This window comes from Thiosulfativibrio zosterae (assembly GCF_011398155.1).
GTDB classification, from domain to species: Bacteria; Pseudomonadota; Gammaproteobacteria; order Thiomicrospirales; family Thiomicrospiraceae; genus Thiosulfativibrio; species Thiosulfativibrio zosterae.
The window spans coordinates 1,025,218-1,046,019 of sequence record NZ_AP021888.1 but is presented as its reverse complement, the minus strand read 5'-3'; the positions used below and the strand labels follow the sequence as shown (position 1 = coordinate 1,046,019).

General features: G+C 43.6%; 22 protein-coding genes. 2 read left to right on the top strand and 20 right to left on the bottom strand.

Annotated features, from left to right (window positions below):
* The first annotated feature begins 74 nt into the window (after window positions 1-74).
* Together THMIRH_RS04600 and THMIRH_RS04595 are read left to right on the top strand one after the other, a co-directional pair.
* Window positions 75-926, top strand: coding sequence for a TIGR01777 family oxidoreductase (locus THMIRH_RS04600; RefSeq protein ID WP_173290987.1), 852 nt, complete (start codon window positions 75-77; stop codon window positions 924-926).
* 59 nt (window positions 927-985) lie between these two features.
* Window positions 986-2,311: a glycosyltransferase gene (locus tag THMIRH_RS04595; RefSeq protein ID WP_173290986.1), complete on the top strand. Its 1,326-nt coding sequence runs from the start codon at window positions 986-988 to the stop codon at window positions 2,309-2,311.
* Here the strand turns inward: THMIRH_RS04595 and THMIRH_RS04590 are convergent.
* The 20 genes from THMIRH_RS04590 to motA all read right to left on the bottom strand — a co-directional run bounded on the left by THMIRH_RS04590 (window position 2,308) and on the right by motA (window position 20,786).
* Window positions 2,308-3,531, bottom strand: coding sequence for a D-alanyl-D-alanine carboxypeptidase/D-alanyl-D-alanine-endopeptidase (locus THMIRH_RS04590; protein WP_173290985.1), 1,224 nt, complete (start codon window positions 3,529-3,531; stop codon window positions 2,308-2,310). The genes THMIRH_RS04595 and THMIRH_RS04590 overlap by 4 nt on opposite strands.
* A gap of 4 nt (window positions 3,532-3,535) precedes the next feature.
* Complete coding sequence (gene efpL, locus THMIRH_RS04585) at window positions 3,536-4,102, bottom strand: elongation factor P-like protein EfpL (protein ID WP_173290984.1); 567 nt, start codon at window positions 4,100-4,102, stop codon at window positions 3,536-3,538.
* Between the two features lie 159 nt (window positions 4,103-4,261).
* Entirely contained in the window at window positions 4,262-4,768 is a 507-nt protein-coding gene (locus tag THMIRH_RS04580) for a chemotaxis protein CheW (protein WP_173290983.1), read from the bottom strand.
* 20 nt (window positions 4,769-4,788) lie between these two features.
* The gene (locus THMIRH_RS04575) at window positions 4,789-6,951 is read right to left on the bottom strand and encodes a chemotaxis protein CheA (RefSeq protein ID WP_243831503.1); all 2,163 of its coding nucleotides are present in this window, start codon (window positions 6,949-6,951) and stop codon (window positions 4,789-4,791) included.
* Window positions 6,952-7,114: 163 nt separating this feature from the next.
* Window positions 7,115-7,771 (bottom strand): protein phosphatase CheZ, encoded by a 657-nt coding sequence (locus tag THMIRH_RS04570; protein ID WP_173290981.1) that lies wholly within the window; start codon window positions 7,769-7,771, stop codon window positions 7,115-7,117.
* A gap of 92 nt (window positions 7,772-7,863) precedes the next feature.
* On the bottom strand, window positions 7,864-8,280 hold the full coding sequence (locus THMIRH_RS04565) for a chemotaxis response regulator CheY (protein WP_173290980.1): 417 nt from the start codon (window positions 8,278-8,280) through the stop codon (window positions 7,864-7,866).
* Window positions 8,281-8,315: 35 nt separating this feature from the next.
* Window positions 8,316-9,041: an RNA polymerase sigma factor FliA gene (locus THMIRH_RS04560; RefSeq protein ID WP_173290979.1), complete on the bottom strand. Its 726-nt coding sequence runs from the start codon at window positions 9,039-9,041 to the stop codon at window positions 8,316-8,318.
* A gap of 9 nt (window positions 9,042-9,050) precedes the next feature.
* Window positions 9,051-9,950 carry a MinD/ParA family protein gene (locus THMIRH_RS04555; RefSeq protein ID WP_173290978.1) on the bottom strand — a complete coding sequence of 300 codons (900 nt, stop codon included), beginning with the start codon at window positions 9,948-9,950 and terminating at the stop codon, window positions 9,051-9,053.
* Window positions 9,940-11,115 carry a flagellar biosynthesis GTPase FlhF gene (gene flhF / locus THMIRH_RS04550; protein WP_173290977.1) on the bottom strand — a complete coding sequence of 392 codons (1,176 nt, stop codon included), beginning with the start codon at window positions 11,113-11,115 and terminating at the stop codon, window positions 9,940-9,942. Before flhF ends, THMIRH_RS04555 begins: the two co-directional genes overlap by 11 nt.
* 3 nt (window positions 11,116-11,118) lie before the next feature.
* Complete coding sequence (flhA, locus tag THMIRH_RS04545) at window positions 11,119-13,209, bottom strand: flagellar biosynthesis protein FlhA (RefSeq protein ID WP_173290976.1); 2,091 nt, start codon at window positions 13,207-13,209, stop codon at window positions 11,119-11,121.
* A 10-nt stretch (window positions 13,210-13,219) separates the two neighbouring features.
* On the bottom strand, window positions 13,220-14,353 hold the full coding sequence (gene flhB, locus THMIRH_RS04540) for a flagellar biosynthesis protein FlhB (RefSeq protein ID WP_173290975.1): 1,134 nt from the start codon (window positions 14,351-14,353) through the stop codon (window positions 13,220-13,222).
* A gap of 19 nt (window positions 14,354-14,372) precedes the next feature.
* Window positions 14,373-15,149: a flagellar biosynthetic protein FliR gene (fliR, locus tag THMIRH_RS04535; RefSeq protein WP_173290974.1), complete on the bottom strand. Its 777-nt coding sequence runs from the start codon at window positions 15,147-15,149 to the stop codon at window positions 14,373-14,375.
* Window positions 15,150-15,158: 9 nt separating this feature from the next.
* Complete coding sequence (gene fliQ, locus THMIRH_RS04530) at window positions 15,159-15,428, bottom strand: flagellar biosynthesis protein FliQ (protein WP_173290973.1); 270 nt, start codon at window positions 15,426-15,428, stop codon at window positions 15,159-15,161.
* Window positions 15,428-16,189 carry a flagellar type III secretion system pore protein FliP gene (fliP, locus tag THMIRH_RS04525; protein WP_173290972.1) on the bottom strand — a complete coding sequence of 254 codons (762 nt, stop codon included), beginning with the start codon at window positions 16,187-16,189 and terminating at the stop codon, window positions 15,428-15,430. Before fliP ends, fliQ begins: the two co-directional genes overlap by 1 nt.
* Complete coding sequence (fliO, locus tag THMIRH_RS04520; RefSeq protein ID WP_173290971.1) at window positions 16,176-16,631, bottom strand: flagellar biosynthetic protein FliO; 456 nt, start codon at window positions 16,629-16,631, stop codon at window positions 16,176-16,178. Before fliO ends, fliP begins: the two co-directional genes overlap by 14 nt.
* Window positions 16,632-16,758: 127 nt before the next feature.
* Window positions 16,759-17,199 carry a flagellar motor switch protein FliN gene (gene fliN / locus THMIRH_RS04515; protein WP_173290970.1) on the bottom strand — a complete coding sequence of 147 codons (441 nt, stop codon included), beginning with the start codon at window positions 17,197-17,199 and terminating at the stop codon, window positions 16,759-16,761.
* Entirely contained in the window at window positions 17,192-18,211 is a 1,020-nt protein-coding gene (gene fliM, locus THMIRH_RS04510; protein WP_173290969.1) for a flagellar motor switch protein FliM, read from the bottom strand. The genes fliN and fliM overlap by 8 nt, the downstream gene beginning before the upstream one ends.
* Before the next feature lie 66 nt (window positions 18,212-18,277).
* Window positions 18,278-18,931 (bottom strand): flagellar basal body-associated FliL family protein, encoded by a 654-nt coding sequence (locus THMIRH_RS04505; RefSeq protein ID WP_173290968.1) that lies wholly within the window; start codon window positions 18,929-18,931, stop codon window positions 18,278-18,280.
* Between the two features lie 35 nt (window positions 18,932-18,966).
* The gene (gene motB, locus THMIRH_RS04500; protein WP_173290967.1) at window positions 18,967-19,872 is read right to left on the bottom strand and encodes a flagellar motor protein MotB; all 906 of its coding nucleotides are present in this window, start codon (window positions 19,870-19,872) and stop codon (window positions 18,967-18,969) included.
* A gap of 62 nt (window positions 19,873-19,934) precedes the next feature.
* The gene (gene motA, locus THMIRH_RS04495) at window positions 19,935-20,786 is read right to left on the bottom strand and encodes a flagellar motor stator protein MotA (RefSeq protein WP_173290966.1); all 852 of its coding nucleotides are present in this window, start codon (window positions 20,784-20,786) and stop codon (window positions 19,935-19,937) included.
* Window positions 20,787-20,802: the final 16 nt, after the last annotated feature.

Below are 20,802 nucleotides of genomic sequence, written 5' to 3'. Positions count from 1 at the left end.
AAATGAAGCAATAGTTATACAAATTTAACTATCTATGTATAATTAATGTACAGGAACTAACCAAAGGAATCCTCATGAAAATCTGCATTTTGGGTGGCACCGGCTTTATAGGGCACTATTTAACCAACTATTTTAGTCAACAATTCCATCAAGTCAAAGCCTTGGGGCGCCAAGCCTTTGCGCCAGACTTTGACCTAACGAGCACTCTCAACGGGCAAGACCTAGTGATTATGCTGGCGGGCGCTAATGTGGGCGAACGCTGGAGCAAACAACACAAACAAGCCTTGTGGGACAGTCGTTTAAACACCAACGCGCGCTTGGCGCAAGCCTTAAGCCAATGCAAGCAACCACCTGCCAGAATTTTCAGTGCCTCAGCGATTGGCATTTACCCGCAAAATAGCTGTACAAACTTAATTGATGAAACCTGTACAGAGATAGGTGAGGGCGTTTTAGGACAATTGGGCAAGGCCTGGGAGGAAGCCAGTCTAAAACTGCTGCCCAAACCGTTGATTTTAAGATTTGGCGTGGTGCTGGGAAAAAATGGCGGCGCTTTAGCCAAAATGTTACCGCCCTTTAAAATGGGCTTAGGCGGACCAGTGGCGGGTGGACAACAATGCTTTAGCTGGATTCACCTAGAAGACCTAGCGCGCATCATGAGCTTTGCCATTGAACACCCTGAACTTGAAGGACCCATCAATGTCACCGCGCCCAATCCAGTCAGCAATGCGGTGTTTGGTGCCAGCTTGGCCAAAGCATTGCATCGCCCCTTTTGGTTACCCTTGCCCGAATGGCAACTGAAACTGATGTTTGGCGAAGGCGCTCAAGTGCTTACCCATTCTTCTGCCATCGTCCCGCAGCGTTTGTTGGACGCTGGGTTTGAGTTTACCTATCCGCAAATTGATGACGCACTTAAGGCTTGTGTATAAGCTATCGATTTTAAAGCGCGCCCCCACTATAATGCGACTTTAATTGATTGAGTCGCACTATGACCACTTTGCTAGCAGAAAAAGTTTTAATCATTGGATATGTATGGCCAGAACCCAATTCATCGGCGGCCGGCACACGCATGATGCAACTGATACACAGCTTGCAAGCCCAAGCCTGTGAAATATGTTTTGCCAGCCCCGCCAAACCTGGCGAACATCAATTTGATTTACATTCACTGGGCATACAACAACAAGAAATTCTGCTTAACGACAGCAGTTTTGACGACTTTTTAAGGCAATTTCAACCAGGCCTGGTCATTTTTGACCGCTTTATGATGGAAGAACAGTTTGGTTGGCGGGTTGAAAAACATTGCCCCAACGCCTTGCGTATTCTCAATACTGAAGATTTGCACAGTCTGCGAGAAGTGCGTCAGCAAATGTTAAAAGATGCTGTTAAAGAAGACGCGCTGGGTCATCATTTACAACCGGCTTTGTGCCAAGATAGTATGACCCTGTTTAACAAAATGTCTGGCAGTGATTTGGCCATTCGAGAAATCTCGGCCATTTTGCGCTGTGATTTAACCCTAATGATTTCAGCCTTTGAAACCAACTTGTTACAAACGGCATTTAATCTAGCCCCTCAACTGCTGTTTACCTTACCGTTTATTTACCCCGACGCCTCCCCAAACAGCAAACCCTCATTTGAAAACCGTCAGCACTTTATTTGTATCGGCAATTTTCGCCATGCGCCTAATTGGGATGCGGTACTCACCCTTAAACACATTTGGCCGCAAATTCGTCAGGCATTGCCAAACGCAGAACTGCATATTTATGGTGCTTATCCCCCCAAAAAAGCCACCGAACTGCATAATGCCAAACAAGGTTTTTATGTCAAAGGTTGGGCGGATGATGCCTTAACGGTGGTTAAATCGGCAAAAGTGATGCTCGCCCCGCTTCGTTTTGGCGCTGGCATTAAAGGCAAACTGGCCGAAGCCATGCTGTGTGGCACGCCCTCGGTGACCACCCCTTTGGGTGCAGAAAGTATGTGTCAGTCGATTGAAGAATGGAATGGTGCTGTGGTCGATAGCCTTGACGCTTTTGTGGAACAAGCCATTGCGCTGTATCAAAACCCTGAGATTTGGCAAGCTGCACAACTTAAAGGCGATGCTTTATTTGAGGCGCAATTTGCAAAAAAATCGTTTTACGAACAAGCACTCTTTGAACGCATTCAAGTCTTGCAGAATCACCTCACCGAAGAAAGAAAACGCAATTTTACCGGCAAAATGCTCAGACATCATTTGCACAAAAGCACGCAATACATGGCGCAATGGATTGAAGCTAAAAACAAATTACCTCCAGCCCAAACCCCTAACACAGACCCCTAAGGATTCAGCGAATCGCGTAATTGTTTAGCCACTAAATTGCGATAATGATAAGGCATTTTTTCATTCATCATCAGCGCAAACGGCCAATAATCTTGGTCTTTTTGAATGTAACCTGCCAAGGTGCTCACACCAATTAAACTGCCCGACTTGGCAAAGATGCGCGGTTCTATTTCTGGTAATAAGTCACGATAGGGTTCAAATAACCCTAGTAATTCAACCAGTTGCTGAGGGCTTAACCGATTATTGGCCGACAAACCAGCGCCATCTTCAATCAACGCCTCTTGCCAACCTAAGGCTTGCAATTGTTGCTGGTAAAACTTCGCCACTTTTTCAGGTGATGCCGGTGGGCCAAACGCCTCGGCACTTAGGTTCAACGCCAACTGATTGGCAATAAAGTTAGTCGAATATCGCATCATCGGTGCAATCATTTCAGCCAGGGTTTTGCTATTGTGATGGGTAACCATTAAGGTATCTAACGCATCAACCTTTTGCCAAACCACCTCCTTGCCAACGGCAATCCCCTGTTGTGCTAAAAAAATCGCCAAGAGTTCTGCAAAATTTTGCTCGCCGGTTTCACGCAGTTCGCCACTGTTCATTCTTTGAGCTTTGGGGGAACTGTCTAAGGCTTGAGCGAGCGCTAGTGCCGTGAGTGTTAAAGGGGTTTGCGCTTCAGCCGAACGCACTTGTCCTTGATTTTTAATCACATTCACGGTGTTAAAATTGGCGGTAATCGCCGAAGGTATGGCATCGTAAGGGTTTTGCGATTTAAACGTGCCTGGCAGGCTTGGGTTAGCCACATAATAACTTGTGTCGAGTTGAATGCCCGCCAATTGTGATAATTGCAGGGTTTGCAAACGCTGTGCTAATGACTTGGCCACCGTTTGCAATTCTTCGGAGGTTAAAAAAGGATCGCCAAATCCTTGCACCACCAAATAAGTCGTTTGATTGGGTAACTGATGAAGATAAAACCGGGTTTGAAAACGATAATCGGCACCCCAATGTTGCAACGCCAAATAAGCGGTGAGCAATTTGGTGGTCGACGCTGGGGTGCGAAGTTGTTGGGCATCTTTAGCCGCGAGCACTTGCCCATTGGCAGCCGTTAGCAACAGTCCAGTTTGGTCAGAGGCGGTAAACCGTTCTTCTAAAAAAGACAGGTCTGCGGCCCACACATTGGCAAAACTGACGCTTAATAAAAGGCTCCAAGCGGCTAAGCGCTGCATGACATTAAGCCCGTGAGATGAACTTGCCGGTTTCAGAGTTCACTTTAATTTTTTCACCGGGTTCAATATATTCAGGCACTTGCACTTCTAAGCCCGTGGTTAAAGTCGCTGGTTTGGTGCGGCTATTGGCAGAGGCATTTTTCATACCAGGTGCGGTATCGACCACTTCTAGGGTAATGGTCACTGGGATTTCGATACAGATAACTTTTTCATCCAAAACCATGGCATCCATGCCGGTTAGGCTTTCGGTGATATATTCTAACTGACCTTCTAATTCGTCTGGCGTTAATGAATATTGAGTGTAGTCTTCCAAGTTCATAAACACATAGTTTTCGCCATCTTTGTAAGAAAACTGCACAGGAATACGCTGACAATCTAAGGGTTTTAAAAAGTCATCGCCCTTGTAAGAAATATCAACTTTCTGACCCGTTTTGACACTGTTAAAACGAATTTTATAAAGTGTGGCGGCTCCACGAGCAGACGGGTTGGCACAATGAGTGGTGCGCACAATATGTGGCTCATTATTGACTTCAACCACCATTCCCTTTTTAAGTTCATTCGCCTTGGGCATTGTTTATTTCCTTTCTCAAATCGTTAGCCGCTCATTATAGGATTTTTTAATAGAATCAACTCATTTTTAAAAGCAAAAAGCCCCCAATTTCAACCAGGCCTGGTTAAAACTGGGGGCTTTTTTAGTTTTTAAAGGCGCTTTAAAGTCTGTTACTGGGGTCTAGCGACGACCAAACATGGTATCCACATCAATTAAAATAATGACCTTTTTCTGGAAGTGGGCAATGCCTTGAATATAACGCGATGCATCTTCTTTGGTACTGGACAAGGGTTCAAATTGTTTTTCAGGAATGTCTTTTACTTCATGAACACAATCGACCATCATGCCAACAATATTTTCTTCATCTAACTCAACGATGATAATTCGTGATAAGTCATCAACAGGTTTAGGACACATGCCATAAGTAATGCGAGTATCCACCACGGTGACGATAACGCCACGCACATTAATAACACCTAACACATTGCGAGCAGATCCTTCAACACGGCGAATTGTGCCAACGCGTAAAACTTCACGAATTTTTTTAACATGGATACCGTAAATTTCAGAGTCCAGTTGAAATAAAACACAGCGAATACTAGGACCTGAGTATTTTTCTTGTTCCTCTATCGCCAATAAAGCAGAGTCTGGCGACAAATCGTAGTTGGTTAAGGCTCGAGTTTTCATATAGGTTCCTTGCGTTTTCTTTAGAGCGCAAAACGCTCAACCACTCCAGGCAAATCTAAAATTAGGGCAATGCTTCCGTTACCCGTAATGGTGGCACCGGCATAGCCATCAATGTGCTTCATCATGACCCCCAGCGGCTTGATGACCACTTCTTCTTGGCCATTGACCTGATCAACCACCAAACCGACACGCTGATTACCGATGGACACAATAATCACCTTGTCACCTTTATAATTTTCTTTGATGGTATCTGGCGCTAACCATTCGGTGAGGAAAAATAACGGAATACTCTTTTCGCGTAGTCGCACCATTTTCATCCCGTCAATCGTATTGATTTGCTCTTCTTTAAAGTCAAAAATTTCTTGCACACTGGTAAGAGGAATCGCATAACTGTCTTCGCCAAACGACACCATTAAGGTCGGTAAAATAGCTAGGGTTAATGGTACTTTAATACGGATTTGCGTGCCTTCGCCAACCACTGACTTAATGTCAATACTGCCGTTGAGTTTGGTAATCATGGTTTTCACCACATCCATCCCCACACCACGACCAGAAATATCACTGATGACTTCAGCGGTTGAAAAACCCGCCGCCATAATGAGTTGGAAAGCAGCGCTGTCATCTAACTGACTGGCAGTCATTTCGTCCATCATGCCTTTTTCAACCGCTTTGCGGCGCAACATATCAGGATCCATACCTTTGCCATCATCGGTAATCGACAACAGAATATGATCACCTTCTTGCTCAGCGGCTAAAATGACCGTGCCTTGACGCGGTTTGCCAGCTGCTGCTCTTACATCTGGCATTTCAACCCCATGATCCACCGAGTTACGCACCAAATGCACCAAAGGATCGGCTAGGGCTTCAACCAAGTTTTTATCTAAATCCGTTTCTTCACCACGCAATTCTAATTCGATTTCTTTGCCCAGTTTACGCGCCAAATCACGCACCACTCGAGGGAAACGACCAAACACCTTTTTAACCGGTTGCATACGGGTTTTCATGACAGAGGCTTGCAGGTCTGTGGTGACATGGTCAAGATTGCCCACGGCATTTGACAAGGCCTCATCCCCGCTGTGACTGCTTCTAAGCGTTAACAAGCGGTTGCGAACCAAAACCAACTCACCCACTAAATTCATGATTTCATCTAAACGACGCGTATCGACACGAACGGTTGATTCCGTGGCATTTTTAGCCGACATTTTATTTTCATCGTCGTCACCATCCGGTGCAGATGGCTTAGAAGCCGGTTTGGGAGGTGCTTTAGGCGCGGGAGCTGGCGCAGGTTTTGCTGCCACGGCTGGCTTAGGCGCTGGCTTAGCGGACGACACGGGTGCTGACTTAGCTGCGGGTTTTGCCGCAGGGGCTGCTACGGGCGCAGCCGCTTCGCCATCATCATCCATCAAATCACGCATATTCAGCAAGGCTTCAAATTCATCATCGGTGATGTCACCATCGGGATCAACCCCTGCAGGTAAACTTAATCCAGCTTTAGCGGGTTTACTGTCCGTTTCCATAGAATCGCGTTGGTTTAATAAAGCTTCAAATTCATCATCCGTGATATCGCCGTCAGGATCAACGCCTTCAGGCAAAGCTAATCCGGCTTTGGGCTCAGGCGCTTCATCTAGGGTATCTCTTTGATTTAACAAGGCTTCAAATTCGTCATCGGTAATATCACCATCTGGATCAACACCGTCTGGCAAGGCTAATTTGGGTGATGAAGGTTCAGCAACTTCAGACTCAACTTCAACTTCAGAGAAATCTTCTTCCACTATCTCTGCGTCTACCACAGCACCTAAGATTTGGCCTTTTGTTAAAGCGTCGAGTTCTGCCAATAACCCAGCATCGGCATCTTCTAGTTCACGAGCGCCATCATTGAGTTGACCAATAAAATCACTGATCACATCAAAGGCACGCAAGATAATGTCGGCAGCACCGGCATCATAATCCACATCGCCATTACGAATTTTGTCGAAAACATTTTCAGCACGGTGACACACTTCAATTAAAGGTGTCACACCTAAAAACCCTGCCCCACCCTTAATGGTGTGAAAACCACGAAATACTGCGTTAAGTAACTCTTTATCGGTGGGTGACTGTTCTAGGTCAACCAGCTGTTCGCCTAAGGTTTCAACCAGTTCGGTGGCTTCGACTAAAAAGTCCTGTAATATTTCTTCATCCACTGTCTTCGCCCTCTTAAAATTCATGCGATGCCAAATTACTGGCAATTTTCAGTTGTTTTTTAATTAAACTGATTTAAGCAATGAATATGCCACTCATAAGAATCAAACCATTTTGACAGCGAAGCTAGGATTAAAAATGCCTTTACCGCTTCATTATTGAAAACTAAATGCCTAAATCACCGAGTAAGTCATCCACTTCATCTTGTGAACTGGCAATATCCTTTTGCGAGGCTTGGGTCACATTCGGTCCAATCCCCTGCATTTCTGCAGATTTTTTGTCAGCATCTGTTTGCGAGCGTGCTGGAATTTTGGCGTAATCGATACCGGATTTTTCGATAAGATCCATCAAAGATTGCTCTAAAGAACCCACCAACATCATCACTCTATTGAGCACTTGGCCTGTCAGGTCTTGAAAAGATTGTGACATCATAATTTCAGTGAGTTGATTTTGCGCTTGCTCTAATAACGCTTGCGCTTGCGAATCATGGGCTAACTTTTCGGCCAAATTATCCAAAATTGCAAGGGTATTTTCAGCAGCACCTAAGGTTTTATTACTGGCTTCTTCAGTGGTTTGCATGACATAGTGGAGTCTTTCTGAAACATCCGGCAAATCATGTTTGGTTGCCATTAATAATTCAGCATCCTCGTCAAAGCTATCGAGCGTGTTATGAAGATTGATGGCAATCTCTTCAACTTGATGAACCACATCTGATTGATTTAACTGCGTTAATTCATCAAACAAAATACGAGCAGTTTGCTCATCACCGGACTTTAAAGCACTGAGCAGTTCTTCGACAGCTTCAATTGGGATATTCTTCATAGTTTCTGGTCTCACTATTCAATCAACAAAAAAAAAGCCCCTTATTGAATCAATAATGGAGCTTTTGGGGTGGGGTATCGATACTGGGCGACTTATTTTTTAACTTTTGCCGCTTCTCTTTCCGCTACACGCTCAAATATTTTTTGGATTTTGGCATTCAAAGTTGCAGCGGTAAAAGGCTTAACAATATAGCCATCAACCCCAGCCTCAGCCGCTTCTAAAATTTGGCTGCGTTTGGCTTCTGCCGTAATCAATAAAAAGGGTGTGTCTTTCAATTCTGGCGACTTGCGCACATTTTTTAATAAGTCTAACCCTGTCATTTGCGGCATATTCCAGTCACTGACAATAAAGTCATACTTACCACTTTGAACCATTGGCCATGCCGTGGCACCATCATCCGCTTCATCAAACTTGCTAAACCCAAGCTCTTTCAACAAATTCTTAACAATTCGGCGCATTGTTGAAAAGTCATCCACCACTAAGATGTTCATATTTCTATCAATTTGCATTTTTATTCTCTCTCTTCATGCATTTTATAAATGGGTTATATCCAGTTTTTTAAACGCGACTTTAAGCGTTTAATGGCTTGGCTATGAATTTGGCTCACGCGAGATTCACTCACTTCTAAAATCTCGCCTATTTCTTTTAGGTTTAACTCTTCATCGTAATAAAGAGCCATCACCAATTTTTCTTTTTCAGGCAAATCTTCAATTTGCTCAACCAGCGCTTGTTGAAAGCCTTCGTCACTGAGCTCTGCTAAAGGTGTTTTTCCTGTGCCGATGATGCGATCTTCCGCCAACTCATCATGGTCTGGCTCATCAATAGACAGTAGCTGCGCTGAGTTAGTGTCTTGCAAAATAAAATGATAATCTTCAATCGACAACCCCATTTCTTCTGCAATTTCAGAATCTTTTGCTTCGCGACCAACCCGCGCTTCAACAGCAGAGATAGCAGCAGTCACTTCTCGGGACTTGCGATGCACCGAACGCGGTGTCCAATCGCCCTTGCGAATTTCGTCTAACATGGCACCTCGAATTCGAATACCCGCATAGGTTTCAAAACTGGCGCCTTGATTGGCATTAAATTTTTGCATCGCTTCAATCAGTCCAATCACACCTGATTGAATCAAATCTTCCACCATCACACTGTCTGGTAAACGACCTTTAAGGTGATACGCAATTCTTTTAACTAAAGGAAGATAGCTTTCAATATCAAGCACTTCATTTGAAGTTTGTTTTTGAACATTTGCGTACGCCTGGATGCCGCTCATAGTTTTTCCTTATGCGTTCTGTTGCATCAAACTTTCTACAAAAAACTGTAAATATCCTGTGATACTGGTGGGTATTGGCCAGTTTTCAACTTTTTGGGCAATTTCTTTAAAAGATTTAGCCGCCAAGCTATCAGGTTTGGCAATCACCACAGGGGATTGCTTTTGCACAGCTTCTCTCAAATCGTAATCAAATGGCACGGTTCCGAGATAGTCAATCGTGACATCTAAAAACTGTTCGCACACTTTGGCTACTTTTTGGTGAAGTATTCTACCATGCTCAACCGAGCGGGTCATGTTTGCTAGCAAATGAAAACGACGAACATTGTGCTCACGGCTAAGAACTTTAATCAAAGCATAAGCATCAGTCATGGATGCGGGTTCATCGGTCACAACCACGATGACATCTTGCGAAGCTCGACAAAAACTGACCACACTGTCGGCAATCCCTGCAGCAGTATCAATCAGCAGTACATCTAAAATACCATCCAATTCTGCAAAGGCGTTAATGATTCCTGCGTTTTCTAGGGGGGAGAGTTGCGCCATACGACTCACGCCTGAAGCCGCGGGAATAATTTTTAAACCGCCTGGCGCATCAACCATGACTTCTTTCAGGGTTTTTTGCCCGTCCAAAACATGCGACAAATTATATTTGGTTTGCAAGCCAAGCATAATATCTATATTGCCCAGCCCCATATCCGCATCCATCAGCAGAACGCGATTACCAAGCTTAGCCATAGAAATACCCAGGTTGACTGACACATTGGTTTTACCCACGCCACCTTTACCACTGGCAACCGCAATCACGCGCACAGGTTTATTCTTTTGAATGGGTTTTACCCCAGACTTAAGTGGCGTCTTTGCTTGATGTGATTGCATTGCTCTTAACCCTGAGGCTTGATCATTGAGCATCTGATATCTCCTTACCCATTCCTAATCGGAACGCACTGTCTTCTGACTCGGTTTTAGACTGCTGTTGACCGAGCACAATTGCTTTATCAATTAAATCTCTAACTCTAATTGGTGCTAAATCTTCTGGAACCCTTTGTCCATCAGACAAATAACTGATGGGCAACTTCTGTTCAACCAGTACGGTTAAAATGTTGCCCAACTGCAAGGCTTCATCTACCTTGGTTAAGATACAGCCGGTCAATCCTACTTGTTTAAAGGATTTGACGATGTCCTTCATAACACTTAATTGCGTTGCGGCAGACATCACCAAATAATTTCGCACGGTATTCATACCCGCTTGATCTTTTGTCAGTTGTTGTGACAACTTTAAATCTCTTTGGCTCATGCCAGCGGTATCTATCAAAATCAGTTTTTTCGAAGTCAATGCACTTAACAGGGTATACAACTCGCCCTCGGAATTGACAACATGAACAGGCACGCCCAATAAATCTGCAAATGTTTTTAACTGTGCTTGAGCGCCAATTTTATAACAATCCGTGGTGATCAAAGCTAACTGACTGGCGGAGTTTCTCATGACAAATCGGCTGGCCATTTTTGCAATGGTTGTGGTTTTACCCACGCCTGTTGGCCCAACTAAAGCAACTATGCCGCCTTTATCCACCACATCTCGCTCTTCAACTGGGATGCTTTTTTCAATTTCAAATAAAATATCTGACCAAGCAGAATCGCGATGTATTTGCACTCTATTGGTTAACTTTTGAGCTAAATCCCATCCAATACCTAACTGAACCAATCGCTTTAAAATCGCCACGCGATTAGGATCATTTTGTTCAGCTTGGCCCCAAGCCAAACCTGAAAGCTGATCCTCCAACAAAGAACGCACCGCTTTAAGCTCTTCTGACATACGAGCGATTTCAGTGGATTGCTGAGGCGTCATTTGAGTTTGGCCACGCAGTTCATTAGAAACAAAACTAGACCTAGCCTCTGAATGCCCTTTATTCGATTGAGTTTTGTGTTCTTGCGCTTCAGGGTCAATTGCGGCAACCACTTCAACCCCTTCAGGGGTATTGCGCGTTGACATAATGACAGCATCTATCCCCAGCTCATCCCGGACTAAAGCCATCGCTTGACGCATATTTGACGCTAGATAACGCTTTAATTTCATCTATCACCCTTGCCCAACATTAGCGACCACACTGATCTGTCGGTTTTCTGGCACTTCTGAATACGCCAAAATATGTAAACTGGGCAAACTATATCTAAATAGTCTGGCCAATTGCGCTCGAATTTGTGGTGCAACGATTAAAATGGCTGCATCTCCCTGCATTTCTAGCTTCTGGGACTCTTCTTTTAATGTGCCATGCAATCTTTCTGCCAGACCAGGCTCTATGGCTAACTGGCCTTCTGGCGCACCTTGTGTTGCTTGTAGCAATAACTGTTCCAATCTTGGTTCCAAAGTAATAACCTTTAGTTCGGCGTCTGGGCCAACAATATCTTGAACGATTGAACGACCCAAAGCTGTTCTGACATGAATGGTTAAATCGTTGGGACTTTGTGTTTTGCCCGCATATTCACTCAAAGCCTCAACAATGGTACGCAAGTCACGAATAGACACTTTCTCTTGCAACAAGTTTTGCAAAACTTTAACCAAAGTCGCCAACGACAAGCGGTCAGGTATGAGTTCGTCCACCAATTTAGGTGAGCTGGCTTTCAATTTATCCAGCAGCTTCTGGGTTTCATCAAAGCCCAATAAATCAAACGCATAGTCTTGAATGATTTGACTGATATGGGTAGCAACAACCGTACTGGCATCCACAACGGTATAACCCAGTGCTTGTGCTTGATCTCTATCTGCGGGATTAATCCATACTGCATCTAAGCCAAATGTTGGATCTTTGGTCGCCGTTCCTGGAATCTTGCCATAAACCTGCCCCGGGTTAATTGCCAATTCTTTGTCAGGAAAAACCTCTCCACCACCTGAAGAAACCCCCATCAACATGATTTTATATTGATTTGGCTTTAAGTCCAAATTATCACGAATATGCACGGGAGGTACCAAAAACCCCAACTCTTGGGAAACTTTGCGTCTTACACCCTTGACTCGCTCCAGCAATTGTCCATTTTGAGATTGATCGACCATAGGAATCAGACGATAACCCACTTCCAAACCAAGTACATCCACGGTCTGAACATCATCCCAACTCAGCTCAGGAGATTTGGTGTCGGTAGACTCTATATTTTCCGCCAACATGGCTTCTGGCGCAGGCTTTTTATCTTGCCTTTTATAAATAAAATAAGCACCTGCACCCGTAATGGCTGCAAAGGTTAAAAAAGCCACATTCGGCATACCTGGAATGATGCCAAAAACACCCACAATACCAGAAGTCATTCCGAGTGCTTTAGGATTGGCGAACATTTGATCTGACAACTGCTCGTTCATATCACGGGTATCACCCGTGACGCGGGTTACAATAATGGCTGTTGCCGTAGACAATAACAATGATGGAATTTGCGCAACCAAGCCATCACCCAAAGTCAATACGATATAGACTTCCGTTGCATCTGCGAAAGCCATATCATGCTGCCCAACACCTATGGCAAATCCACCAATCATATTGATGAACAAGATGATGATACCAGCGACAGCATCCCCTCTGACAAACTTACTCGCCCCATCCATGGAACCATAAAAATCAGCCTCAGCGGTAATATCTTTGCGGCGTTCTTGAGCTTGTTCTTGGGTAATTAAGCCCGCATTTAAATCGGCATCTATTGCCATTTGTTTACCAGGCATGGAATCCAAGGTAAAACGCGCACTGACTTCAGCCACACGGCCCGCACCCTTGGTGATAACCACAAAGTTAATAACGACTAAAATAGCAAAGATAACCAAACCAACCGCAAAGTTACCGCCAATAACAAATTCACCAAAGGAGGCGATAACATTACCCGCCGCTTCTCCACCATTATGCCCTTCTAACAAAATAACGCGCGTAGAGGCAATATTCAGCGCCAAACGAAAAAGGGTTGTTAAGAGGATAATGGTTGGAAAAATAGCAAAATCTAAAGGGCGCTTGGCATACAAGGTAACCATCAATACCACCAAAGATAAGGCGATATTAAAGGTAAAAAAGACATCTAGTAAAAACGGGGGTAAAGGAACAACAACCATTGCTAGCAAAGCTAAGATAGCAATAGGAATACCTAATCCTTGAGAGAAGGAGTTTTTGAGTTTGCCAAGTAGGTAGTTTAAATCCATTCAAGTGTCTTTATGTTGGCGCATCCGTCTTCATCTCTTCTGGGATGGGAAGGTTTGCAAAATCTACGGGCTTAGCGGATTTACCATCTCGCAACTGATAAACATAAGCTAACACAGCCGCCACAGCTTTAAATAAATCATAAGGTATTGGGCGATCAACCTCGGCATTATAGTACAAAGCCCTTGCCAAAGGCGGTGCTTCAACAATGGTAATATTGTGTTCTTTAGCAAGCGTTCTAATCTGTGCAGCCATAAAATCACTGCCAATGGCTAAAACCATGGGTTCTGGCATTTCATCGGGATTATACTTCAAAGCCACTGCAAAATGCGTAGGGTTTGTAATGACGACATCCGCTTGCGGTACAGCTTGCATCATACGGCGCTGCGACATTTCGCGCTGCAAAGCTCTAATACGACCTTTAACCTCGGGGTTACCCTCTTGTTGCTTGTATTCTTCTTTAACTTCTTGTTTGGTCATTTTTAATTGATTCATGTGATGAATCACTTGGTAAGGCACATCAATCAAGGCAACAATCAGCAAAGATAAACTGACAAAAATAAACGCTTCAACGATTAAAGTCGCTGCATGCGCCATGGCAGGTTTTAATGCTTCTTTGCCAATACTGATAATTTCGCCATAAGATAGCCATAAAAATAACACGGCCACCCCACCCACTAACAAAAACTTTGCTAAGGCTTTAATCAGCTCCATTAAGGCATTCACGGAAAACATTCGAGCAATCCCAGAAATGGGGTTAAGCTTACTTAATTTAGGCGCCATCGCCTGAGTACTGAAGTTCCAGCCGCCTAACAGGGTTGGCGAGATAATCGCTATAATGACCATCAGTGCCAAGAAAGGAAAAATCATCCAAAGGGTTTCAATGGTCATACCAATAATCAAGTTTGTCATCATTTGAAAATCAAACGCATGCGCTCTATCAAAACTGAACCCTTTAATGGCAATGGCTTCAAATTGTTGCCACATCACATAACCATAAAACAACAAAAAAACAGCCGCACCCAAGGTCATCAATAAAGTCGTCAACTCTTTTGAGCGTGGGATTTGTCCTTTTTCTCGAGCCTCTCGAAGTTTCTTTTCAGAGGCGTCTTCGGATTTTTCAGTACCGTCTGCGTTCTCTGCCATAACCAGTCTCTTTTAAACCTTAATCGTTAAGCTGAAAATGCTCGATGACCTCAAAGGCAGCCGTCAAGAGCGTTTGTAAATTCGGAAGTATTAAAGGGGTCACGATAATGATCATTATAAACCCCGTTAAAATGGTAATGGCAAACCCAATCGCAAAAACATTCAACGATGGCGCTGCCCTTGAAATGACCCCTAAAGAAATATTCACAATTAATAAGGCAACTACTATGGGCAAAGCAATCATTACACCCGCTTCAAACATCACAGAGCCAAAGCCATAAACACTTTTTACTGAATCTGGTGTTAAAAAATGCAATCCCACGGGCAAGTATTCAAAACTATCCAACACGGCTTTAAAGACAAAAATATGTCCATTCATCAATAAAAAGAGCAAAGAAACCAGAATCGTATAATAACGACCTATAACAGGTGTATTCACCCCAGTTGAAGGATCAACCATACTGGCCATGGCCAAACCCATTGCCATAGACGCTAGGTGACCGGCAATAACAAATGCCTCAAACACCACTGCAAAAATTAACCCAATCGCCAAGCCAATCCCCACTTGTTGCATCATGACTAAAATACCATGCCAAGTAAAAGGACTGATCGGTTCGGGCATTTGTAAAGTAGGCGCAACAGCCAAAGTGATGAGCATCGCCAGCATGATTCTGGCTTTAACGGTGATATAAACACCGCTGTATAAAGGCACTAAAGCCAACATGGCCGAGATGCGGACAAACGGCCAGAAGTACAATCCTAAAACTTGCAAGTATTCAGCATAGCTAAAGGACATTTAAACCTCTTAACCAATTAAAGCGGGGATATTTTCAAACAACTCTCGGGTAAAAGACACCAAAGTGTTCAGCATCCAAGGCCCTAGTAACACCAAGACGATGCCGACACTGGCCACTTTTGGAATAAAACTCAAGGTCATCTCATTGATTTGCGTGGCTGCTTGAAACATACCCACTAACAAACCTACGATGAGTGGCGGAATTAAGAGAGGTGCCGATAAAAGCACCGTCACTTCCAACATTTTTTGCCCTAAGGTCAGTACAAATTCTGGTGTCATTACACGCCTCCTGCTACGACGAAGCTATTTGCCATCGTCCCCATGATTAAAGCCCAACCATCAATCAACACAAATAACATAATTTTAAAGGGTAATGAAATAATCATCGGCGACAACATCATCATACCCATGGACATCAACAAGGTTGCTATGACCAAGTCAATGATTAAAAAAGGGATAAAAATCATAAACCCTATTTGGAATGCCGTTTTTAACTCACTGGTCATAAACGCAGGAATTAACACGGTAAAAGGAACTGTCTCTGGGTCTTCTAATTTGGTATTTGCCATTTCTGCAAACATACCCAAATCGTCTTCACGAGTTTGTTGCATCATAAACTCATGAATGGGTTTAGAACCAATCTCAATCGCCTCTTTAAACTTAATTTGTTCTTCTAAATAGGGGCTGACAGCCGTTTGGTAAACCTTATCTAAAATTGGCGACATAATGAATAAAGTTAAAAATAACGCCAAAGCGATAAGGACTTTACTGGAAGGTGTTTGCTGAGTTCCCAAAGCCAAACGCAATAACGCCAACACCACAATAATTCTTAAAAAAGCCGTCATGGCTATCAATGCTGACGGCAGCAGAGTCAAACCCGTCATCAACATGAGGATTTGCATGGTCAGAGTATAATCTTGATTCCCTTGGCCATCGGTTGTTACGGTAAACGCTGGAACACCGGGTTCTGCCCAAACAAGCACCGGGAAAAAAGTTGCTGCTAAAAAAAGCAGTTGCGATAAAAACTTAAAGCTTTTCATCTGGTTTTCTCGCACTTAAGGCTTCTTGAAGTTTTTTTGAAAAAGCTGAATTGAAAACGGGCGCTTTAAACTCCTCCACCTCAACCGTTTCACTCAATTGATGTAACAAACGAATTTCAGTGGTTGTCACCCCCACAACAATTTGTTCTTTGCCCGCTTGAAGTAAGATGATTTTTTCTTTTTGCCCAACCGACAATGCGCCTAAAATCCTTAAGTGACCACTTGCCACTCCTGGATAACGGCTAAAACTTTTGAGTAACCAAGCGGCTAAAAAAATGAGCGTTAAAACGGCCACTAAAGACAAAATAATCTGCCCTAAATATTGGCTGGGTTCTGGGGTGGATTTCATAATGGCGTGTTCTGCCGACTCAGGAACCGCTGCCAAAATAAATGAGCTGACACTGAGAAGCCAAACGAATAGTAAGTAATTGAGTAACTTCATAAATAGGGCGCGTTAGGATTCCGTAAAAATGATTCATTCTATCGAATCGACCCAAGTTTTGCACCAATAAAAAAGCCCACGAAAGTGGGCTTGGGTTGAAAAGTGCAATATTTGTCAGATTTTGAGTTTATTTCAACTTTTTAATACGCTCTTGTGGGCTAACCACATCGGTTAAGCGCACACCAAACTTGTCATTGATGACAACAACTTCACCATGAGCAATCAAGGTACCATTCACCAACAAATCCAAAGGCTCACCCGCCAAACGATCCATCTCAATCACCGAGCCTTGCGTATAAGACAACAGGTTTCTAATAGACACTTTTGCTCTACCGATTTCTAACTGTAAAGTGACTGGCACATCCAAAAGGACATCTAAATCAACCTTACCTTTTCCAGAACCACGGCTTGATTGAAGTGTGTCAAATGAAGCTGCATCAATTTCACCACTGGTTGCTTCAGCCTGTTCAGACAGCGCAGCCCCCCATGGATCATCATCAGCACCCTCTGATTCTGCCTGTTCAGCAAGAGCATCGCCCCATGCACTTAAATCATCTTCATCACTCATCGTACCATTCCTTTACATTTTCAATCATTCTTTCCTGATAAGCAGGATGATGAACAATCTCTTCAATTTTGACGGCTTTTTTATCATTACTCTCGCCCAGTTTTCCTCGAACGAAAGTAATGCCCTCGGCTTTCACAGAAACACGCTTAGGCATTTCTATTGGGATAATGTCGCCTTTTTCCATGTTCATTAAATCTTCAATACTGATTTTGAGTTCTAATAAATTAACAGCAATTTCAATCTCAATATTTTTGGCTTCTTCCTTGAGGGTTCTCGCCCAACGATTATCAGATTCGCCCTGAAGGTTAGACATCCCTTCTTCAAGTTTGTCGCGCACGGGTTCGAGCATCGCATAAGGCATCACGATATCAACGCGACCTTCAACCCCTTCAAAACGAATATTAATGGGGCTTACCACAATCATATCGGTCGCATCAACGATATTTGCAAATTTAGGGTTCATTTCGGAATGGAGATATTCAATCTCGATATCCATGACCGGCCCCCAGGCTTTTCGCAAATTTTCTGAAGCCATATCCAAAATACTGCGCACCATCGACATTTCAACAGGCGTATATTCTCTACCTTCTATTTTGAAAGGTAACAGGCCAGTTCCCCCAAAATAAATATCTACCGCCGTAAAAATCAATTTTGAGTCTAGGGTGAACAACGAAACCCCATTTAATGGATTAATGCGGTAAATGTTTAAGCTGGTCGGTTGATACAGGTTGCGAAGATAATCAATCATTTTAATGATTTTGACCTCTCCAGCCGTCACTTCGACGCTGGACATAATCATTTCATTAAAATGTCTTTGAAAACCACGCGCAAATCGTTCGTTGATGATATCAAGTGCGGGTAAACGACCACGAACGATTCGCTCTTGATTGGTAAAGTCATAAACTTTAGCGGCTTTTCCCTCACTGGAATTATCATTTTCAGTTTCCACATCTCCACCGCCCATACCGCGTAGGAGAGCATCAACTTCATCTTGACTTAAAATATCATCCATGGAAATGCCTAATTATTGACTCTAAAACCAACCTGCTAAACCAGATTGCATTCATTAAAACTGTTTTTACTGCATGACAAAGCGAGTCATGTAAACATCTTCCAACAAGTCTGGATAGACATTGTGTTTTTCCAAGACTTTACGAGCAATCTCTAAAATCTCAGTGCGCAAATGATCTGGGCCATCGGCGGTATTTAATTCATTAAAGTGCTGATTACGCAATAATCTTTGGATGTCATTTTTTAAAATGGGACGCAAATGCTCCATCTCGCCAGTTTCGCCAGTAATTTGCGGATAATAAGACATAAACTGCAAATCAACTGCTAAAAACTTAGCTTGGCCATCGCCATAAAAATTCACCACAAATTTATCCATTACAAAATATTCAGGGTGTGCATCTGGTAATGGGGGTTCAAATTGTTTGTATTTTGGAGAGTATTGTTTGGCATGCCCTTCGCCATGGCCTTCTTCACCATGCCCTGCATCTGCGTGAGCATCACCATGACCATCATCACCATGAGCCGCTTCACCATGAACAGCGTCTGTCGCAGCATCACCTTCTTTATGATCACCCCCGCTCAACATGATATATGCCATAGCACCCATACCGGCTAACAAAAGAATAATCACTACCAATAAGACAATAATGAGGCCTTTACCGCCCCCTTTTTTCTTTTCTTCTTGAACTTCTTCTTCAACGGCGGGTTGTTTTGCTGCCATACGAATCCCCTTTAAAAAAATCGGTTAATCTTGAATTAGTGAGCACCCGTGTGTTCATTCGCCAAATTAGGTCTAGCCATGTTTTGGCTCAAATCCTCTAAGCCAGGTGCCTCACTTAAGCTTCTTAAACGCTCATCCGCTTCTTTATTAAGCACAATAATACTGATGCGTCTATTGCGTGGATTATACGGATTTTCGCTGTCAAATGGTACGGTATCCGATAAGCCCACTACCTGAGCAATCTTTTTGGAATCTACGCCACCACTTAATAACAATCTTCTAGCGGCATTGGCACGATCGGCAGACAATTCCCAGTTGGTATATTCGGCATTGGCCGTATACCCTGAAGAATCCGTGTGCCCTGCAATACTGATACGATTTTGGGTCACTTTTAATACTTTGCCGACTTCTTCTAACAGCTTAGCGGCATAGTCTTTGGGCAAATCAACCCCCGATCCAAACATGGGTCTTTTGCGGTCATCTAACACTTGTATTTGCAATCCATTTGGCGTTACATCAATTTTTAATTGGCTTTTGAGTTCGTTGGTCAGCGGATTTTCGGCGATTTTTTGTTCAATCAACAGCTTCATCATTTCCATCTGTTCGATTTCTTTAGCTTTGCCAGAGCCATCTTCATCGCCCTCTTTGCCTTTAGGCGCATCCATAAAGCCGCCCATATCAATCATAGAGTCGGTTGTTTGACCAGCGGACTGAGACTCCATCAACACCTGTGGTGAAGCCTCAATGACAGTAGGATCTCTAAAGAACTCTGCCATGGCTTTCATTTGTTCGTCGTTAACACCACCCAAAACCCACAACATCAAAAAGAACGCCATCGCAGCGGTCATGAAATCGGCGAATGCAACCTTCCACGCGCCACCATGAGCACAGTGTGGACATTTGGTGATTCTTTTTATGATGATGGATTGTTCATCACTCATGATTACACGACCTTTAACATTCAAAAGCCGGTCAAAAATGACCAGGCCTGGTTAAATTTTAATTATTTTTGGGTTTGTAAAAACTCATCGACTTCTTGGAAACTGGGACGATTGACCCCAGGAATAGATTTACGCCCAAACTCAACTGCAATTTGAGGAGCATACCCGTTTAAGTTAGCCATCAAACAGGTTTTAATCGTCATAAAGAAAGCACTACCATCATGAGCGCGGTTGGCCATATCTGAAGAAATTGGACCAACAATACCGTAGGCAACCAAGATACCCAAGAAGGTTCCTACCAAGGCCACCGACATATGGTGAGCAATTTCTAACGGACCTGCATCCAAGTAACTCATGGTGACGATAATCCCCAGTACCGCAGCAACGATACCAAAACCTGGCAAGGCTTCAGCCACTTTGCCCACCGCTTCACCGGGCGCAGCCGCTTCATGATGGTGCAAATCTAATTCTAAAATCATTAAGTCTTCTAACTGATAAGGGTTACTCGCACCACTGATCATTAAGCGCAAGTAGTCGCAAATAAAGTCCACCGCATGATGATCGTGAGCCACTTTAGGCGAGGCATTAAATAGTTCACTGGAGTGTGGATCTTCAACATCGGCTTCAATCGCCATCAAACCTTCGCGTCTGGCTTTGTTAAAAATACGAAACATTAAACCCAATAATTCCATATAAACATCTTTGTTGTAAGGTGCTGGTTTGGCTAGGCCCAAAGCCCCACCAAAAGCGCCTTTAACCACATGGCCTGGGTTTGCAATGATGAAGGCACCCAATGCGCTACCACAGATGATCACCACTTCAAGCGGCTGAATGAGTATCCCAAAGCTACCGTGAGGTAAATATCCCCCCAGTAGACATGCGATAACAACAACGGTTCCGATGATAGCTTTCATAACTAATGGTCCTTAA

What these genes read in the sequence shown, in the direction of transcription:
- flhA (WP_173290976.1), bottom strand. Translation starts at nt 13,209, where the DNA reads ATGGATTTAAACTACCTACTTGGCAAACTCAAAAACTCCTTCTCTCAA.
- THMIRH_RS04570 (WP_173290981.1), bottom strand. Translation starts at nt 7,771, where the DNA reads ATGAAGAATATCCCAATTGAAGCTGTCGAAGAACTGCTCAGTGCTTTA.
- motB (WP_173290967.1), bottom strand. Translation starts at nt 19,872, where the DNA reads ATGAGTGATGAACAATCCATCATCATAAAAAGAATCACCAAATGTCCA.
- THMIRH_RS04565 (WP_173290980.1), bottom strand. Translation starts at nt 8,280, where the DNA reads ATGCAAATTGATAGAAATATGAACATCTTAGTGGTGGATGACTTTTCA.
- fliN (WP_173290970.1), bottom strand. Translation starts at nt 17,199, where the DNA reads ATGAGTGATGAAGATGATTTAAGTGCATGGGGCGATGCTCTTGCTGAA.
- fliM (WP_173290969.1), bottom strand. Translation starts at nt 18,211, where the DNA reads ATGGATGATATTTTAAGTCAAGATGAAGTTGATGCTCTCCTACGCGGT.
- flhB (WP_173290975.1), bottom strand. Translation starts at nt 14,353, where the DNA reads ATGGCAGAGAACGCAGACGGTACTGAAAAATCCGAAGACGCCTCTGAA.
- fliP (WP_173290972.1), bottom strand. Translation starts at nt 16,189, where the DNA reads ATGAAAAGCTTTAAGTTTTTATCGCAACTGCTTTTTTTAGCAGCAACT.
- THMIRH_RS04590 (WP_173290985.1), bottom strand. Translation starts at nt 3,531, where the DNA reads ATGCAGCGCTTAGCCGCTTGGAGCCTTTTATTAAGCGTCAGTTTTGCC.
- THMIRH_RS04600 (WP_173290987.1), top strand. Translation starts at nt 75, where the DNA reads ATGAAAATCTGCATTTTGGGTGGCACCGGCTTTATAGGGCACTATTTA.
- flhF (WP_173290977.1), bottom strand. Translation starts at nt 11,115, where the DNA reads ATGAAATTAAAGCGTTATCTAGCGTCAAATATGCGTCAAGCGATGGCT.
- THMIRH_RS04595 (WP_173290986.1), top strand. Translation starts at nt 986, where the DNA reads ATGACCACTTTGCTAGCAGAAAAAGTTTTAATCATTGGATATGTATGG.
- efpL (WP_173290984.1), bottom strand. Translation starts at nt 4,102, where the DNA reads ATGCCCAAGGCGAATGAACTTAAAAAGGGAATGGTGGTTGAAGTCAAT.
- THMIRH_RS04505 (WP_173290968.1), bottom strand. Translation starts at nt 18,931, where the DNA reads ATGGCAGCAAAACAACCCGCCGTTGAAGAAGAAGTTCAAGAAGAAAAG.
- THMIRH_RS04560 (WP_173290979.1), bottom strand. Translation starts at nt 9,041, where the DNA reads ATGAGCGGCATCCAGGCGTACGCAAATGTTCAAAAACAAACTTCAAAT.
- THMIRH_RS04580 (WP_173290983.1), bottom strand. Translation starts at nt 4,768, where the DNA reads ATGAAAACTCGAGCCTTAACCAACTACGATTTGTCGCCAGACTCTGCT.
- fliQ (WP_173290973.1), bottom strand. Translation starts at nt 15,428, where the DNA reads ATGACACCAGAATTTGTACTGACCTTAGGGCAAAAAATGTTGGAAGTG.
- fliR (WP_173290974.1), bottom strand. Translation starts at nt 15,149, where the DNA reads ATGTCCTTTAGCTATGCTGAATACTTGCAAGTTTTAGGATTGTACTTC.
- fliO (WP_173290971.1), bottom strand. Translation starts at nt 16,631, where the DNA reads ATGAAGTTACTCAATTACTTACTATTCGTTTGGCTTCTCAGTGTCAGC.
- motA (WP_173290966.1), bottom strand. Translation starts at nt 20,786, where the DNA reads ATGAAAGCTATCATCGGAACCGTTGTTGTTATCGCATGTCTACTGGGG.
- THMIRH_RS04555 (WP_173290978.1), bottom strand. Translation starts at nt 9,950, where the DNA reads ATGCTCAATGATCAAGCCTCAGGGTTAAGAGCAATGCAATCACATCAA.